This window comes from Haloferax sulfurifontis, assembly GCF_014635105.1.
Taxonomy (GTDB): domain Archaea; phylum Halobacteriota; class Halobacteria; order Halobacteriales; family Haloferacaceae; genus Haloferax; species Haloferax denitrificans.
On sequence record NZ_BMCI01000003.1, the window covers coordinates 1 to 15,746 of the forward strand.

At 66.3% G+C, this 15,746-nt stretch carries 15 protein-coding genes and 1 tRNA gene; 13 read left to right on the forward strand and 3 right to left on the reverse strand.

The features are described from left to right. The first annotated feature begins 367 nt into the window (after positions 1 to 367). Positions 368 to 928, forward strand: coding sequence for a TATA-box-binding protein (locus tag IEV64_RS08340; protein ID WP_004970502.1), 561 nt, complete (start codon positions 368 to 370; stop codon positions 926 to 928). Between the two features lie 84 nt (positions 929 to 1,012). After that, the gene (locus tag IEV64_RS08345; RefSeq protein ID WP_229722572.1) at positions 1,013 to 1,795 is read left to right on the forward strand and encodes a helix-turn-helix transcriptional regulator; all 783 of its coding nucleotides are present in this window, start codon (positions 1,013 to 1,015) and stop codon (positions 1,793 to 1,795) included. Between the two features lie 174 nt (positions 1,796 to 1,969). Here IEV64_RS08345 and IEV64_RS08350 read toward each other — a convergent pair whose 3' ends face one another. Continuing rightward, positions 1,970 to 3,175, reverse strand: a complete 1,206-nt coding sequence (locus IEV64_RS08350) for a Cdc6/Cdc18 family protein (protein WP_004970504.1) — start codon at positions 3,173 to 3,175, stop codon at positions 1,970 to 1,972. Between the two features lie 1,259 nt (positions 3,176 to 4,434). Here IEV64_RS08350 and IEV64_RS08355 point away from each other — a divergent pair. The 3 genes from IEV64_RS08355 (at position 4,435) to IEV64_RS08365 (ending at position 7,390) form a co-directional block, all read left to right on the forward strand. Continuing rightward, positions 4,435 to 4,917 (forward strand): hypothetical protein, encoded by a 483-nt coding sequence (locus tag IEV64_RS08355; RefSeq protein ID WP_007274489.1) that lies wholly within the window; start codon positions 4,435 to 4,437, stop codon positions 4,915 to 4,917. A 171-nt stretch (positions 4,918 to 5,088) separates the two neighbouring features. After that, on the forward strand, positions 5,089 to 7,242 hold the full coding sequence (locus IEV64_RS08360) for a DEAD/DEAH box helicase (protein WP_188423642.1): 2,154 nt from the start codon (positions 5,089 to 5,091) through the stop codon (positions 7,240 to 7,242). Between the two features lie 74 nt (positions 7,243 to 7,316). After that, positions 7,317 to 7,390: transfer RNA gene (locus tag IEV64_RS08365), tRNA-Tyr, on the forward strand. Between the two features lie 150 nt (positions 7,391 to 7,540). Here the strand turns inward: IEV64_RS08365 and IEV64_RS08370 are convergent. After that, positions 7,541 to 7,918: a 2Fe-2S iron-sulfur cluster-binding protein gene (locus IEV64_RS08370; RefSeq protein ID WP_007274487.1), complete on the reverse strand. Its 378-nt coding sequence runs from the start codon at positions 7,916 to 7,918 to the stop codon at positions 7,541 to 7,543. Positions 7,919 to 8,087: 169 nt separating this feature from the next. On the opposite strand from IEV64_RS08370, the gene IEV64_RS08375 reads away from it, so the two are divergent. The 8 genes from IEV64_RS08375 (at position 8,088) to IEV64_RS08410 (ending at position 15,124) form a co-directional block, all read left to right on the forward strand. Beyond that, on the forward strand, positions 8,088 to 8,366 hold the full coding sequence (locus IEV64_RS08375) for a DUF7999 family protein (protein WP_007274486.1): 279 nt from the start codon (positions 8,088 to 8,090) through the stop codon (positions 8,364 to 8,366). A gap of 91 nt (positions 8,367 to 8,457) precedes the next feature. After that, positions 8,458 to 8,841, forward strand: a complete 384-nt coding sequence (locus tag IEV64_RS08380) for an acyl-CoA thioesterase (protein ID WP_007274485.1) — start codon at positions 8,458 to 8,460, stop codon at positions 8,839 to 8,841. Between the two features lie 142 nt (positions 8,842 to 8,983). Further along, positions 8,984 to 9,460 (forward strand): 6-pyruvoyl trahydropterin synthase family protein, encoded by a 477-nt coding sequence (locus IEV64_RS08385; protein WP_188423643.1) that lies wholly within the window; start codon positions 8,984 to 8,986, stop codon positions 9,458 to 9,460. Continuing rightward, on the forward strand, positions 9,460 to 10,233 hold the full coding sequence (locus IEV64_RS08390) for a 7-carboxy-7-deazaguanine synthase QueE (RefSeq protein WP_188423644.1): 774 nt from the start codon (positions 9,460 to 9,462) through the stop codon (positions 10,231 to 10,233). The genes IEV64_RS08385 and IEV64_RS08390 overlap by 1 nt, the downstream gene beginning before the upstream one ends. Before the next feature lie 71 nt (positions 10,234 to 10,304). Beyond that, positions 10,305 to 11,045: a 7-cyano-7-deazaguanine synthase QueC gene (gene queC / locus IEV64_RS08395; protein ID WP_007274482.1), complete on the forward strand. Its 741-nt coding sequence runs from the start codon at positions 10,305 to 10,307 to the stop codon at positions 11,043 to 11,045. Positions 11,046 to 11,143: 98 nt separating this feature from the next. Continuing rightward, complete coding sequence (locus tag IEV64_RS08400) at positions 11,144 to 11,896, forward strand: class I SAM-dependent methyltransferase (RefSeq protein ID WP_188423645.1); 753 nt, start codon at positions 11,144 to 11,146, stop codon at positions 11,894 to 11,896. Between the two features lie 88 nt (positions 11,897 to 11,984). Continuing rightward, positions 11,985 to 12,866, forward strand: coding sequence for a DMT family transporter (locus IEV64_RS08405; protein WP_188423646.1), 882 nt, complete (start codon positions 11,985 to 11,987; stop codon positions 12,864 to 12,866). Between the two features lie 119 nt (positions 12,867 to 12,985). Beyond that, on the forward strand, positions 12,986 to 15,124 hold the full coding sequence (locus IEV64_RS08410; RefSeq protein WP_007274479.1) for a hybrid sensor histidine kinase/response regulator: 2,139 nt from the start codon (positions 12,986 to 12,988) through the stop codon (positions 15,122 to 15,124). Between the two features lie 39 nt (positions 15,125 to 15,163). Here IEV64_RS08410 and IEV64_RS08415 read toward each other — a convergent pair whose 3' ends face one another. Further along, positions 15,164 to 15,649 carry an SRPBCC family protein gene (locus IEV64_RS08415; protein WP_188423647.1) on the reverse strand — a complete coding sequence of 162 codons (486 nt, stop codon included), beginning with the start codon at positions 15,647 to 15,649 and terminating at the stop codon, positions 15,164 to 15,166. Positions 15,650 to 15,746: the final 97 nt, after the last annotated feature.

A 15,746-nucleotide genomic window follows, 5' to 3' on the forward strand; every position in this document is an offset into this window, starting at 1 on the left:
TTGGACCACTTAAGGCCGTCGTATCGTGGCGACCCCCGGGAAGGTGTGTCATCCCGGTGAGCGCCTGACGACCTTGGGGTCGGGGCGTTCGGTGGAAGCGTTCGGGGGGAGTGCCCCCGTGCGCTTCTTCGCATTAGTCCGAATGCCGGGGATACATTTAACCCCGTTGATTTAGTGGCTCTGTGAGAAAAATAGACACGAGGCGTGCCATAACTTCACGCGCGGTCAGTTGTGACATCAATTCGGTTGAGCGAGAAATCAATGTATTAGTTTCGCGCGCGTACGAAGCGTGGATAGAATCGACCCGTTGAAGTCGGTTTATAACGGGTCGCTTTATAAGGCCGGAGGTACGATTCACGTGCGAGCAATGAGTGGGCCGGCAGACTCCATCGAGATTCAGAACGTAGTCGCATCGACCGGGATCGGTCAGGAGCTCGACCTCGAAGCCCTCGCCGACGACCTCCCCGGTGCAGATTTCAACCCGGACAACTTCCCGGGCCTCGTCTATCGCACCCAGGACCCGAAAGCCGCTGCGCTCATCTTCCGTTCGGGGAAGATCGTGTGCACGGGTGCAAAGAGTATCGACGACGTGCACGACGCACTCGGCATTATCTTCGACAAGCTCCGCGAGCTTCAGATTCCCGTCGACGACGAGCCAGAGATAACCGTCCAGAACATCGTCTCAAGCGCTGACCTCGGACACAACCTGAACCTGAACGCGCTGGCTATCGGTCTCGGACTCGAAGACGTCGAGTACGAACCCGAGCAGTTCCCCGGTCTCGTCTACCGGATGGACGAGCCGAAGGTCGTCATCCTGCTTTTCGGTTCCGGAAAAATCGTCATCACCGGCGGAAAGCGGACGGACGACGCGGAAACCGCCGTCGAAGAGATCGTCGAGCGCATCGACGCGCTCGGCCTTCTCGGATAGGCACTTCCGAACCATCGATTTTTCGCCGCACCACGGGTACGAACACCCATAAATGTAAAATACCGGATAGTCTAACGGAAGGACATGAGCGCGCGGGAGGACGTGGCGTTTCTCGTCGGGTCGCAAAGCAGGGAGGCGATTCTCCGAGCCTTGGCGGTCGAGCCACACCGACCGACAGAGCTCGCGGAACGCTGTGACTGCGCCCGAGAGACGGCACAGCGGACACTCGCGGGGTTCTGTGACCGGGGATGGGTGAAGAAGGCCGATGGGCTGTATCACCTCACGCCGGGCGGAACGATGGTCCACGAGCAGTACGAGCGGTTCACTGAGGCGGTCGAATGCGCCGACCGAATGAGCGAGTTCCTGGCGGATGCCGCGGAAATCTGTGAGAACGCTCCACCCGGCGTCCTCGGTCAGATGAACATCACGACCGCCGCGGACAACGACCCGCACGCGCCGCTTAACAGATATCTCACTATCGTCGGAAACGAACCGGTCGACCGCTTCCGCGGTGTCGCGCCCATCGTGAGTCGCGTCTTCAACGAATCGGCCGAAGCGGTGCTGGGGGAGAACACCCGGATGGAACTCATCGTCGACCGCGGGGTCCTCGAACGGTCGATAGACGCCTATCCGGACTCCTTCGAGCGCGCGCGGGAACTCGACCAGTTCGAGCTTCGAATCGCCGAGGAGAGCCTCGATTTCGGACTGCTGGTGGTCGACGGCCACGGCATCGTCTCCGCCTACGACGAACACAACAACATGACGGCTCTCGTGGACGGCGACGCGCCGGAGGTCGTCTCGTGGGTCGAAAGCCTGTACGAATCGGTCCGGTCGACGTCGGTCCCGGTCGGCCGACTCGAACCGTGAGTCGTCGCCGACAGTGAAAAGCGTGATCGGGGCGGTCACGCGTGAATATTCCGGTCACGTGTTGTTGCAATAAACTATAAGAGGCCGCTCTACGGAGGTACGCCTGCGGTGGTACAGCGTTCCCGCTAGCCGGTTCGGCCCTCACACGCCCCGGTCGAGATTCCGATTCTCCAATCAGGTGTCCGTGTTCTCGATGAGGACGTCCCTCACCACGTCCGGATCTTCGAGGAGTTGGTGCTTGGTGTAGCTTCCTTCCGCGCTCCCGCCGCTGTGTTTCGACTGTTCGATGATATCGAGAAAGGCGTGTTCTTTCAGGAGGTCTCGAACCCGCCGGAGCGACAGGCTGTCGGAGCCCTGCTGTCGGCAGATGTTCTCGTAGACCTCGTAGACGCGGCTCGTTCGGAAGCCGTCTTGCTTTTCGTTCGAAAGCGAGAGGATAGCGAGCGCCTGCAACACGTAGCGAGAGTGCGGTGTCGACCCGCGAATCAACTCGCGGAAGCGGTCGGTCTCCGCGCGCTGACGGGCCTGCGTGACGAAGTTCTCCTTGACGGTACTCGCTCCCATCGACTGTGCGATTTCCCCCGCGTACCGTAAGATGTCGATCGCTTTCCGCGCGTCCCCGTGTTCGCGGGCGGCGAGCGCCGCGGCCCGCGGAATCGTCGAGGGGTCCAACACGCCGTCGCGGAAGGCGTCGCTCCGGGCGTCCATGATGTCGCGGAGCTGGTTCGCATCGTACGGCGGGAAGACGAACTCGCGCTCGCAGAGACTGGATTTCACCCGCTCGTCCATCCGGTCTTTGTACTGTATCTTGTTGCTGATACCGATGACACCGAGCTTACAGCCGGCGATTTTCCCCGCTTCACCGGCCCGTGAGAGTTGCATGAGAATGTCGTCGTCGCTCAGTTTATCGATCTCGTCGAGGATGATGAGAACCACGTCGTACAGTGCGTCGAGGATGCGCCACAGCCGCTTGTAGTACGTCGACGTCGACAGTCCCTTGTCGGGGACTTTGATTCCGGTAACCGCGGTGTCGTTGACGCTGTCGGCGATAGTCTGGACGGCCTGCGTCTCGGTCGTGTCCTGCGCGCAGTCCACGTAGGCGAACGTCGCTTTCACCCCCTCTTCTTCGGCCGTCTCGACGAGGCGCTGGGAGACGTACTTCGCACAGAGCGACTTCCCTGTCCCCGTCTTCCCGTAGATGAGGACGTTGCTCGGGCTCTGTCCGAAGATGGCGGGGTTCACCGCGGTCGCGAGATCCGAGATCTCGTCGTCGCGACCGACGATGCGACCCTCACCCGGGAGGTGGTTAATCTCCAACAACTCCTTGTTGGCGAAGATGGGGTCCTCCCGGGTGAAGAGGTCGTCGCTGGCGTTAGGCATGTTCGCAACACACCACGTTTCCGGTGAAAGGACTTACCATTCGACCCAGCACACACACACCACGTTTCCGGTGAACGGCTCCGAACCCCGGTCGTCGGTCCACACGAAACGGAGGTTTCAGTTCACCGGAAACACGGTGTGGGGGTTCTTCTCTGACCACACGAAAACAGACTGCCCGGATTTGGACTCCGGACAAGAACGCGGAGAGAACGTCCCAAAGCGACGAAACGAACGATAACCACACATCTGACAGACCCGCAGTCATCACAGTAGAGTCGAGAGCGGCCGACGACACCGCCGGTTCCGAGAACCAACGAGCCGCTCGAAAACACCCGACTGAGACGGTCTGTTCTGATCGAACAGTACTCGAGCTTCGAGTACTTCTTACTTTTGCGAGTGTATCAATGGTCGGTAACACAAATAAACTATTTAATTGTTGTTATGCATGCTGTCCGAACCACCGACGAGAGCCGAGTTTCCGTTCGACGCCCCCCTGACGCCCCGGCATGCTAACTCACCGGAAACGTGGTGTCTCACACCGTTCCGTGGCCCGTGGCAGAATCCTTTGCAGAGTAGATACTACGGGCGTTTTCACCGGAAACGTGGTGTGTTCGTTATAAGTGAACCGATTCAATTGTAGCCGGGACGCACGGGAACGGTTCGAGTCGTCAGACTCGGTTTCGACCTCGCCTCCCACCGTCAGCCACTCACCGGTTCACCGGAAACGTGGTGTTCGCGTGACTCCCTCCTCGCGAGCCACGTGCGAACTGACGACTCCGTCGGTCGGTGCTACTCCCTCGTTCCCCCACGCCGTATTTCACCGGAAACGTGGTGTCTGTCAGCGTTGCAACGTTCTTCGACGAGTCGGCCCGCGGCGACGGCTCGCAGGACGACGTTCGCCGCTCGTCACCCTCCCACTGTGTCGGGTCGTTACCTCCCAGACGTCTCGCGCTAATTCACCGGAAACGTGGTGTCTCTGCCCGTCTCACGCGGACTTGCAATTCACCGGAAGCGAGGTGTGGGTCACCCGCGGCAACGACTCGGTAAGCAGTCTCCTCGTTCACCGGAAACGTGGTGTGCGTGCGACTCACGTGCATCCGACTGTTCACGCCCGAGCGGCCGCGCCTCATCGCCACGCTCTGATACACCCGCACCCGGGTCGACCTCGCGTCGGCCTCGCGTCACAACGTTCATTCGCGGCGGACTGTGTCGTTCCCGTGGCGTCAATGCAATTACCCAGGGGAACGAATCAGTGACGTATGCGTGCGCTCAGTCGCGTGTGGGTGCGCCTCGGCGAGGCCGTGTTCGACCGCGGCGACGACGAGGAATGGTCCCTCGAACGCTCCCGGACGACGGAGACGCGGTGGTCGCGTTCGGGAGAGCGAGTCGACTGCTTTCGGTTCGACGACGGCTACGTGACCACTGTCCACTACGAAGACCGGGAGGTCACGTGGCAGTTGACGCCCGGACAGGTTCCACTCGCGAGCGCGCTCGCGATGGCGAAACTCTACCTCGAACACGAACTGACGCCGCAGACCGACCCGGAGGGGCGACCGTTCGTGGGTCTCACCGAGCGAGGCCCGGTTCAGGTCTTCGAGGAGATTCCCCCGGAACCGGTCGAGTACGTCTACCTCGACGGCGTTCGGACCCTCGAAGAGTTCCCCGAGTTTCTCACCGTCGACGACGACTTCCGAGCCGTCTTCGACCGGATGGCTCCGGCGCGGTCGAGTACGTCTCGATAACGCCGAGTCGACGCAGAACCGCTTCGACGAGACCGAGTCGCGCCGCTCGGTCCCTCGTTCGCTCTCGTCGGATCCCAACTGCTCTCACCCGCGACGAGCGGGGTCTCTCGCCCGTCTCACGGACCCCCGGTGTCGCAAGCCGTTTCCCCCTCGCGGCCGTACCCGCGTTCGATGACTGCCGAGGACGAGGACCCGGGTCCTCCCGACGGAGACGGCGACGGAACCGGCACGTCCCGAGACGTACTCGACCGGTTGGCCGATGCGACCGACGTATCCGAAGCCCCCGACGTATCTGACGTGTCCGACGTGTCCAGCGCGTCCGACGCGTCCGGCGCGTCCCTCCCTGACGTGCCCCCGGCCGACGCGAACCAACCGAGCGACGCGGCGGACGGCGTCTCGCTCGCGTCGTTCTACGGGGCGCTCGAATCCGAGGGTCGCCCCGTCGCGACCGCCCAGCAGGTCGCCCGCCGTCTCGGGGTCTCGCAGGCGGACGCGATGGACGGACTCGACGACCTCGCCGACGCGGGGCGGGTCCAGCGGGTGAACGTCGAGACCGACCCGGTCGTCTGGTACCCGACCGAGTGGGGCGAACTCGCCTCGCGCGAGCGGGTCGTCCTCTTTCCGAAGCGCCGCGAAGTCGTCGTCGACAACCCGACCCAGTACACGCGGGCGCGGCTCTCGCAGTTCGCGCACCTCGTCGACACCACCGGCGACCGCGAGGGCCGAGGCCGAGGCTACCTCTACCGAATCCGGCAGGAAGACGTGTGGCAGGCCCCCTTCGACGACGTCGAGTCACTGCTCTCGATGCTCCGGTCGGTCCTTCCCGAGCGGTCGCCGCACCTCGAAGCGTGGGTCGAAGACCAGTGGAAGCGCGCCCACCAGTTCCGGCTCTACTCTCACGAGGAGGGGTACACCGTGCTCGAAGCCGCCACCGAGAGTCTGATGGGCAACGTCGCGCTCCAGAAACTCGACGACGACCACGTCTACGCGCCCATCTCGGACACGGAGGCGTGGGTCAGAGACGGGGAAATCGCGGCCATAAAGCGCATCCTCTACGACGCGGGCTACCCCGTCGAGGACGACCGCGACCTCGAAGAGGGCGAGGAACTCGACGTCACGCTCGGCGTCGACCTCCGCGACTACCAGCGAGACTGGGTCGACCGATTCGTCGACCAGCGCGCCGGCGTCCTCGTCGGGCCGCCCGGCGCGGGGAAGACAATCGCCGGCATCGGCGCGCTCGCCGCGGTCGGCGGCGAGACGCTGATTCTCGTTCCGAGCCGCGAACTCGCCCGCCAGTGGCGCGAGGAACTGCTCTCGGCGACCGACCTCGACGAGGACCAAATCGGCGAGTACCACGGTGGCGCGAAGGAGATTCGCCCCGTCACCATCGCCACCTACCAGACCGCCGGGATGGACCGCCACCGCTCGCTTTTCGACTCGCGCCGCTGGGGGCTCATCATCTACGACGAGGCTCACCACATCCCGAGTCGCGTCTTCCAGCGGAGCGCCGACCTCCAGTCAAAACACCGCCTCGGGCTGTCGGCGACGCCCATCCGCGAGGACGACAAAGAGGCCGAGATTTTCACGCTCATCGGCCCGCCCATCGGCACCGACTGGGGGAAGCTCTTCGACGCCGGCTACGTTCAGGAGCCGGAAGTCGAGATTCGCTACGTGGAGTGGGGCGACGACATGGCCAGAAACGAGTGGGCCTCCAGCGACGGCCGCGAGCGGCACATGCTCGCCGCGATGAACCCCGGAAAGATATTCGAGATCCGTCGGCTCCGCGCCCGCCACGCCGACTCGAAGACGCTCGTCTTCGTCGACTACCTCGACCAGGGCGAGGCGATTTCCGAGGCGCTCGACGTGCCGTTCGTCAGCGGCGAGACCCGCCACCACCGCCGCGAGGCGTACTTCGAGGCGTTCCGCGACGGCGACCTCGACACGCTCGTCATCTCCCGCATCGGCGACGAGGGCATCGACCTCCCGAACGCCGGACTCGCAATCGTCGCCTCCGGCCTCGGCGGCTCTCGCCGGCAGGGTTCCCAGCGCGCCGGCCGAACCATGCGCCCGACGGGGAGCGCGCTCGTCTACGTGCTCGCCACCCGCGGGACCAGCGAGGAGGACTTCGCCCAGCGTCAGATGCAACACCTCGCCGGGAAGGGTATCCGCGTTCGGGAGACGAGCTCTGACGACCTCGACACCGAGTCGAACGGTGGCGACACCGACGCCGAGGGCGGCGAGCCGGACGACTCCGAGTCAACATCTCCGGACGACTCCGAGTCAACATCTCCGGACGACTCCGAGTCGGCGACGACAGACGAGTAATCACCCCGTCGTCGGGCGCTTCGTCGCCCGGAATGAGAATTCTTAAGTCTACCCGTAGATTGAGATTCTCTTGACCGCTCTTAGCTCAGCCTGGCAGAGCAGCCGACTGTAGATCGGCTTGTCCCCCGTTCAAATCGGGGAGAGCGGACTGAACTTCAACACCCGCGAGCGTAGCGAGCGGTGTCGAATGTGAAGGACGTCTCGATCCGAGTTGAGAAACGAGCAACGCCGAGCGTTGCGAGTGAGTTCAAATCGGGGAGAACGGACCGTCTTCGCTCGCATTGACTGATTTACTCCGCTACTTCCGACCGCCCCACACCACCTTTTCGACCAGTTCGACGGTCATCGGTCCGTCGACGCGAAGCTGACAGGAGAGCCGTGGATAGCCGAACCGCGCCGCGAGGTCGTCGTGCCAGTGATCGGGCGTCGGCTCGCCCGAGCGAACCCGGACGCCGCACGTCGCACAGAGCCCGCGGCCGCCGCAGTTCACTCGCTTCGTGAGCCGCGCGTACGGCGAGAGTCCGGCGTCGAGAAGCGCGTCGCGGAGGACGGTCCCGCGTTCGACGTCGAGGTCGGTGACGCGGTCGCTGTCGGTGTTGACGTCGCGGACGCGAACCGTGACGGTCGAGTCGGCCGGGTCGCACTCGGTTCGAGGTCGGGACTCGCGGTCGCTCATCGGTCGGTCGTTCGGGCCGACTCGATATGGGTGTACCCCTCGGGCCGGTCCCTCGTCCAGTCACCTCACCCACCCCTCACTCGCGGTCTCTCGTCAGCTATGTAGAGTCCATACCCGAAGATATCAGTATTATAACGGCTTATGACGGGCGAATTCGTAGGTGAGCGTGATGGTGACCCTCGCGTCCGCGCCGGTGTTGGTGAACGTCCGCGTCGAGATGAACGACCACGAGACGATGACGGTGGAACTGCACGAGACGAACGAAACGCGCCACCTCGTCGCCTACGAGTCCGAGCGCATCCGCGACACGCTCGCGTCCCTCCCCGAGGGCGCTCGCGTCCCCGTCGAGATGGTGCGCGCCGGTTCGCGCTCGAACGTCTGGAAAGCCGTCGCGCTCCACGGCCGGCGGACGCTCCCCACCGACCAGTCGGCGCGGACGGCCAATTGAGCCGTCCTCGGTCCCCTCGCTGAACTCTCTCCCCGCGTTCGTCGGAGGCAAACCGTCGGTGCTATACCCCTCGCCCGTGTCGCGCACCGCAATGAGCTTCGTCGCCCAGGTGGAAGTCCGATTCCGCGACCACGACTCGTTCGGACACGTGAACAACGCCGTTTACGCGACCTACTGCGAACAGGCCCGTGTCCGCTTTTTCGAGGAGGTGATGGACACGCCGCTTTCGGACGCGAACTTCGTCGTCGCGCACCTCGAACTCGACTACCGCGCGCCCATCGAGGGCGTCGGCACCGTCGAGGTTGAAGTCGAGGCCGGCGAGCCGGGCGGAACGAGCTTCCCACTCACCTACACGCTCTCTTACGAGGGCGAAGTCGTCGCCACCGGCGAGACGGTCCAAGTCGCCTTGGACGACGAGGGTCGCCCGACGCGCGTCCCCGACCAGTGGCGTGAGGCAATCGCCGACCAACCGTAGCGCCCGGCCTCGTCCGCTCGCGTCCGCCCGCGTTCTGTCCCCCCGAATCGACCCCCCGAATCGACCGCGACCGACGGGACCCGCAATTCGCCCGACCGAGCCGAGACAGGACAGTTATATACTCTCGTGATAATCTCCGAATATGCCTCGGGGAACACTAGAACACGCACAGTCGGCGGACGCCGACGACGAGACCCCGCTGTCCCGAGCAGGCGAGCGCGTCCTCCACATCGGGCGCGACCGGCCGATTCGCATCAGCGCCGGTCATCGCCTCCTCCATCACGACGGCAAGTGTAGCCGCCCGCACGGGCACAACTACGAGATTTCGGTCCGCGTCGTCGGCGACCTGACCGACGAGGGCTGGGTCGTCGACAAGGGCGTCGTCACCGACGTCATCGACGAGTGGGACCACCGCTTTCTCGTCGAGTCGGGCGACCCGCTCGTCGAGGCGTTCGAGCGCTCCGGCGACGCCGACGGGACGGTCGTCCTCGACGCGCCGCCGACGGCCGAGGTGATGGCCGTCGTCCTCGAGGAGAAACTGCTCGCGGCGCTTCCCGACACCGTCTCCGAGGTCTCGGTCTCGGTCAGCGAAACGTCGGAACTCTGCGCCGACTTCTGATGCCCGTCTCCGACACCGTCGCCCGCGACGACACCGACGCCGAGGGCGATCGCCTCCCGATAAACGAGCTGTTCGCGTCGCTCCAGGGCGAGGGCAAACTCGCGGGGGTCCCGAGCACGTTCGTCCGCACCAGCGGCTGTAACCTCCGCTGTTGGTTCTGCGACTCCTTTCACACCTCGTGGGAGCCGACCCACGCGTGGATGGGTCTCGACGAAATCGTCGCCGAGGTCGAGTCGCTGTCCCCCGAACACGTGGTCGTCACCGGCGGCGAACCGCTCGTCCACGACGAGACCGACGCGCTCCTGTCGGCGCTCGCCGACGACTACCACCTGACCGTCGAGACGAACGGGACGCTCGACACCGACGCGCCGGTCGACCTCGCGAGCGTCAGCCCCAAACTCGCGTCGTCGACGCCGACGCCCGAGAACGCCCCGGCCGACGTTGACCCCGGCGTCTGGACCGAGCGCCACGAAAACGCCCGCGTCGACCTCGACGCGCTCGCCTCGCTGGTCGAACACGCGGCGGAGTTCCAACTGAAGTTCGTCGTCACCGGCCGCGACGACCTCGACGAAATCGAGTCGCTCGTCGCCGACGTGCGCGGCGTCGCCGACCGCGAGGTACGCGACAGCGACGTGTTGCTCATGCCCGAGGGACAGACCCGCGAGCAACTCGCCCGGACCCGGACCGAGGTGGCCGACCTCGCCGCGTCGTTCGGCTACCGCTACACGCCGCGACTCCACGTCGACCTCTGGAACGACGCGCCCGAGACCTGAGTACCGCCGAACGCCAGCCGAACGCCCGCCAAACGAACCTCGAACACACTCCGAACCATTCCACGACAACGATGACTACCGATATCGATACCGAATCCACGCCCGACGAGAAGCGCGCCGTCGTCCTCCTCTCCGGCGGCATGGACAGCGCGACGACCGCCTACGAGGCCAAGCAACGCGGCTACGAACTCTACGCGCTCCATACCTCCTACGGCCAGAAGACCGAGTCGAAGGAGTACGACTGCGCCCGCGCGCTCGCCGACGAACTCGACGCTCGGGACTTCCTCCACATCGAGACGAGCCACCTGAAGCAAATCGGCGCGTCGTCGCTCACCGACGACTCGATGGCCGTCGCCGACGCCGACATGGACGCCGACGACATCCCGACCTCCTACGTCCCCTTCCGCAACGCCAACCTCCTGTCGATGGCCGTCTCGTACGCCGAGGCGAACGACTGCGACGCCGTCTTCGTCGGCGCGCACTCCGAGGACTACTCGGGCTACCCCGACTGCCGCCCCGAGTTCTTCGACGCCTTCGAGGCGATGGTCGACGTCGGCACGAAACCCGACACGACCATCTCGCTGGAAGTCCCGTTCGTCCACGACTCGAAGACCGACATCGCCCGCCGCGGCCTCGAACTCGGCGTCCCCTTCGAGCACACGTGGTCCTGCTACCGCGCCGAGGAACCGGCCTGCGGCACCTGCGACTCCTGTGCGTTCCGCCTGCAGGCGTTCCAGAACCTCGGCGAGCGCGACCCGATTCCGTACGCCGAGCGCCCGGAGTACGCGGACGCGGACGTGGACGCGCCGTAGCGTCCCTCTGCCCGTCGCCGCCGCGGATTGCGGATTGCGGATTGTCCCCGCCTGTCTCCTCGCGCCCCTTTTTCACCGGCCTGCGCGAACCCCGCGTCATGAGCGACGAGAAACGCCGAACCGCCGCCCAGTTCGGAAGCGCCGCCGAGTCGTACTTCGACAGCGAGGTCCACCGCCTCGGCGAGGACCGCGAGACGCTCGCGTCGTGGTGTCGCGGCGCGACCCGCGCGCTCGACGTGGCGACGGGAGCCGGCCACACCGCGGGCGCGATAGCCGACGTCGGCGTCTCCTCGGTCGTCGCGGCCGACGCCGCCCCCGAGATGGTCGCCACCGCGATCCGTGAGTACCCCGTCGCGGGCGTCGTCGCCGACGCGGAGCGCCTCCCGTTCGCCGACCACTCCTTCGACGCGGCCGCCTGCCGAATCGCCGCGCACCACTTCCCCGACCCCGAGTCGTTCGTCGCCGAGGTCGCGCGCGTCCTCGAACCCGGCGGCGTCTTCGCCTTCGAGGACAACGTCGCGCCCGAGGACGCGTCCCTCGCGGAGTTCCTCAACGGCGTCGAGGTGCTCCGCGACCCGACCCACGTCGAACTCCACCCGATTTCCCGGTGGCGCGAGTGGTTCGAGGCCGCGGGGCTGTCGGTCGAGGCGGTCGAGACCGCCGCGATACGCCTCCAGTTCGACCCGTGGACCGAGCGGACGAACGTCTCGCCCGCCGACCGGGCCGAACTCGAACGTCGCTTCCGCGAGGCGTCCGACGAGGCGAAAGCGCTGTTCGACGTGGAGTCCGACGGCGACTCCGTCGTTTCGTTCGCCAACCCGAAGGCGCTGATTCGAGCGCGGAAGGAGTAGGCCCGCCGCGTCGGTCCCGCGGCCGACAGGCTGACGCCGACCGACGTGGACCCACAAACGGTAAGCGGGCCCCCCGCGACGTGGGGGTGTGTCAACGCCTGACTCCGAGGCCCCAATCTCGCCGCTCGCGGGCCTCGGCATCGCCGTCCTCGCGGTCAGCACGAGCGCCATCCTCGTCCGCTGGAGCGGCGCGCCGAGCCTCGTGAAGGCCTTTTACCGGGTTCTGTTCACCGTGGCTCTGCTCGCGCCCGTCGCGCTCGTCCGCCACCGCGACGCGCTGGCGACCATCTCGGGGCGGGACCTTCTGGCGGCCGGGGGCGCGGGCGTCGCGCTCGCGGCCCACTTCGCGTCGTGGTTCGAGAGTCTCAACCACACGACGGTCGCCGCGAGCGTCACGCTCGTGCAGTCCCAACCGCTTTTCGTCGCCGTCGGCGCGTGGGCCGTCCTCGACGAGCGCGTGAGCCGCCGCACCGCCGTCGGCATCGGCGTCGCGCTCGCGGGCATGGCGCTCATGTCCGTCTCCGACTTCCTCACCGCCGGCGGCGCGCCGCGCCCGCTCCTCGGAAACGGGCTCGCCGTCGTCGGAGCCGTGACGGCGGCCGCCTACGTCCTCACGGGCCGGAGCGTCCGAAGCAGGGTCGCGCTCGTCCCCTACGTGGTCGTCGTCTACGCGGTCTGTGCCGCCGCGCTCCTCGTCGTCGCGGTCGGCCGGGGCGACCCGCTGACGGGCTATCCGCCCCGCGAGTGGCTCCTGTTTCTCGGGATGGCGGTCGGGCCGGGCGTCTTCGGTCACACCGTCATCAACTGGGCGCTCGCGCACCTCGAATCGAGCGTCGTCTCCGTCTCGCTCCTCGGCGAGCCCGTCGGCAGTACGATACTCGCGCTCTTTCTCCTCGGTGAGATTCCCACGTTCCCGACGGTCCTCGGGGGGGCCGTCGTCCTCGGTGGAATCTACGTCAGCGCGTCTTAAGCGGGGCTCCTGAATCAGATAGCCCCGGTTCGGAACCCCGGATTTGAAACCCCGAAGTTAGTTATCGGCCCTGATAACCGCGTCACAACGCTCATTACGGTGAGCGGTCGCTACATCGTATGGACGACGGGTCGGGGGCCGACGTACGCGTCCTCCACGTCGACGACGAACCCAGTCTGACGGACCTCGTATCGATTTACCTCGAACGCGAGGCCGGCGACGTCGACCTCTCGGTATCGACGTCGAACTCGGGGGCCGACGCCCTCGAACGACTCCGACAGGAACGGGTCGACTGCGTCGTGTCGGACTACGACATGCCCGACGTCGACGGGTTGGAGTTCCTCCGCGCGGTCCGCTCCGAACACCCCGACCTCCCCTTCATCCTCTTTACCGGCAAAGGCTCCGAGGAGGTCGCCCGCGACGCCTTCCGCGTCGGCGCGACCGACTACATGCAGAAAGACACCGGCACCGACCAGTACACGGTCCTCGCCAACCGCGTCGTCAACGCCGTCTCGCAGTACCGCGCGAAGGCGGCCTCCGAGCGGTACGGCACCGCCATCGAAGTGCTCGACAGCGGCGTCTACTCGCTCGATTCGGCGGGGCGTTTTACCTCCGCCGACGGCGTCTTCTGCGAACTCACCGGCTACGACCGCGAGGCCATTATCGGTCGGGAGTTCGCCGACCTCGCCGCCGAGTCCGACGACGAGATTCGCGCCGCCTTCGAGCGGGTCATCGCGCCGGACGCCCCCGACACGGAGCGCTTCGAGACGGTGCTGTCGCCCGGCCCGGCGTACCCGCACGACGGCGACGACCTCCTCTGTGAGGGCCACCTCGCGCTCCGCCCCACCGAGGACGACGACCCCGCGGTCATCGGAACGCTACAGGACGTGACCGAGCGCCGCCGCCGGCGGAACCGACTGCGCTACGAGACGCGCCTGAAAGACGCCGTCTTGGACACCTCCACGTCACTGATGAGCGCCGAGACCGACGAAATCGGCACGAAAATCGAGTGGACGCTCCAGTCGGTCGGCGAGGTGGCCGACCTCGACCGCTGTTCGGTCTACCTCTACGACGACGAGACGAACGTCGCCGCCCGGATGCACGACTGGCGCGGCGACGACCGTTGCGAGCACCCCGAGCGCGTCGCCCTCGAAGACGCCCGCTGGTTGCTCGAACGGCTCCACCGCTTCGAGAACGTCCGCCTCCATCGCGTCTCGGACCTCCCGCCCGATGCGTCGGACACCAAGGGCGTGCTCACCGACGTCGAGACCGGCGGCTTCGTCGCCGTGCCGATGGTGTCGAAGTGGGCGCTCGTCGGCTTCGTCGTCTTCGACGTGGTCGAGACGAGTCGCTCGTGGACCGACACCGAAGTCGACCTCCTGCGCTCTGTCGGGAACAACGTCACGCACACGTTGGCCCGTCAGCGGCGCGAGCGCGAACTCCAGCGGCAGAACGACCGCCTCGAAGAGTTCGCGTCGGTCGTCTCCCACGACCTCCGGAACCCGCTCAACGTCGCCAAGGGCTTTGTCGAACTCGCCCGCGAGGAAGAGGACGTGACCTACCTCGGCCGCGCGCTCGACGGCGTCACCCGGATGGACACGCTCCTCAACGACGTGCTCACACTCGCCAGACAGGGCCGAACGGTCGGCGAGACGCACTCTATCGCCATCGAGGACGTCGCCGAGCGGGCGTGGAAGGCGGTCGACACCGGCGACGACGCGGTGTTCATCATCGAGGACGGCCTCGGGTCCACGCAGGCCGACCAAGGGCGGCTCCAACAGGCGTTCGAGAACCTGTTTCGGAATGCGGTGGAACACGGCGCCCCCTGTCGCGACCCCGGGGACGCCTCGGCAGACGGCGCGTCGGAGAGAGCGGCGGGCGCGTCCGACGCGGCCACCGCCGACGGCTCTCCTGCGGATTCGTCGGGCACAGAGCCCGCGACTCACGAGTCGGCGGCGACGAGCGCGTCCGACGAACTCATCGTCCGCGTCGGCCCCACCGAGACCGGCTTCTACGTCGCCGACGACGGCCCCGGCATCCCGGCCGACGAGCGCGACGCCGTCTTCGAACACGGGCACACGACCTCCGCGTCCGGCACGGGCTTCGGGCTCTCTATCGTCGAGAGCATCGTCGAGGCCCACGGCTGGGACATCGAGGTGACCCCCCCGGAACCCGACCTCGGCGGCGCGCGCTTCGAGTTCGACATCGGCGGCGTCCGCTCCGAGGTCGAACCGCGGTTCTCGCTCAGCGACGACTGAGCCGTCGCCGCTCCCGCCGCCGCTCCCGCTGACCCGTCGCTACCTTTCTTCTAGTAGGCGCTTCGTCTCGGCGTGTCGCCCGCGGAACATCCCCTCGAAGCCGACGCCGCCGAAGACGCCCGCGAGGTCGCCGAGCGGGCCGAACGGGAGTTCGTACTCCACGCGGTCTTCGAGTACCGTCTCGTCGCCGTCGGCGACAAAGCGGTGAGTGTGGACCCACCGCGGGAAGGGGCCGCCGACCATGTCGTCGCGGAACCACGCCGTTCCCTCACCCGCCTCGCGGTCGAGGATGCGAGAGGTCCACCGCTGGCGCGGGCCGACGCCGAACGGCCGCATCGACATCTCGATTTCCGTCCCGGCGACGAGCTCGTCGGGGTCCGCCTCGCCGTCCGGGCCGCGGACCGACTCGATTTCGAGGTTCATCCACGCCGGGGTGAGCGCCTCCAGCCCGGACACCTCGGAGTGGAACTCCCAGACGCGTTCGAGCGGGGCGGCGACGCGGGTTCGACGCTGGTAGACCGGCATACCCGACGGTTAGGCCGGAGACGGAAAAGCGGTGTTGGCGGAATGGGTCGAAAACAGAAGCGAATCGCCGACCCCGCCGACGGGCGGCGCTCGGCGG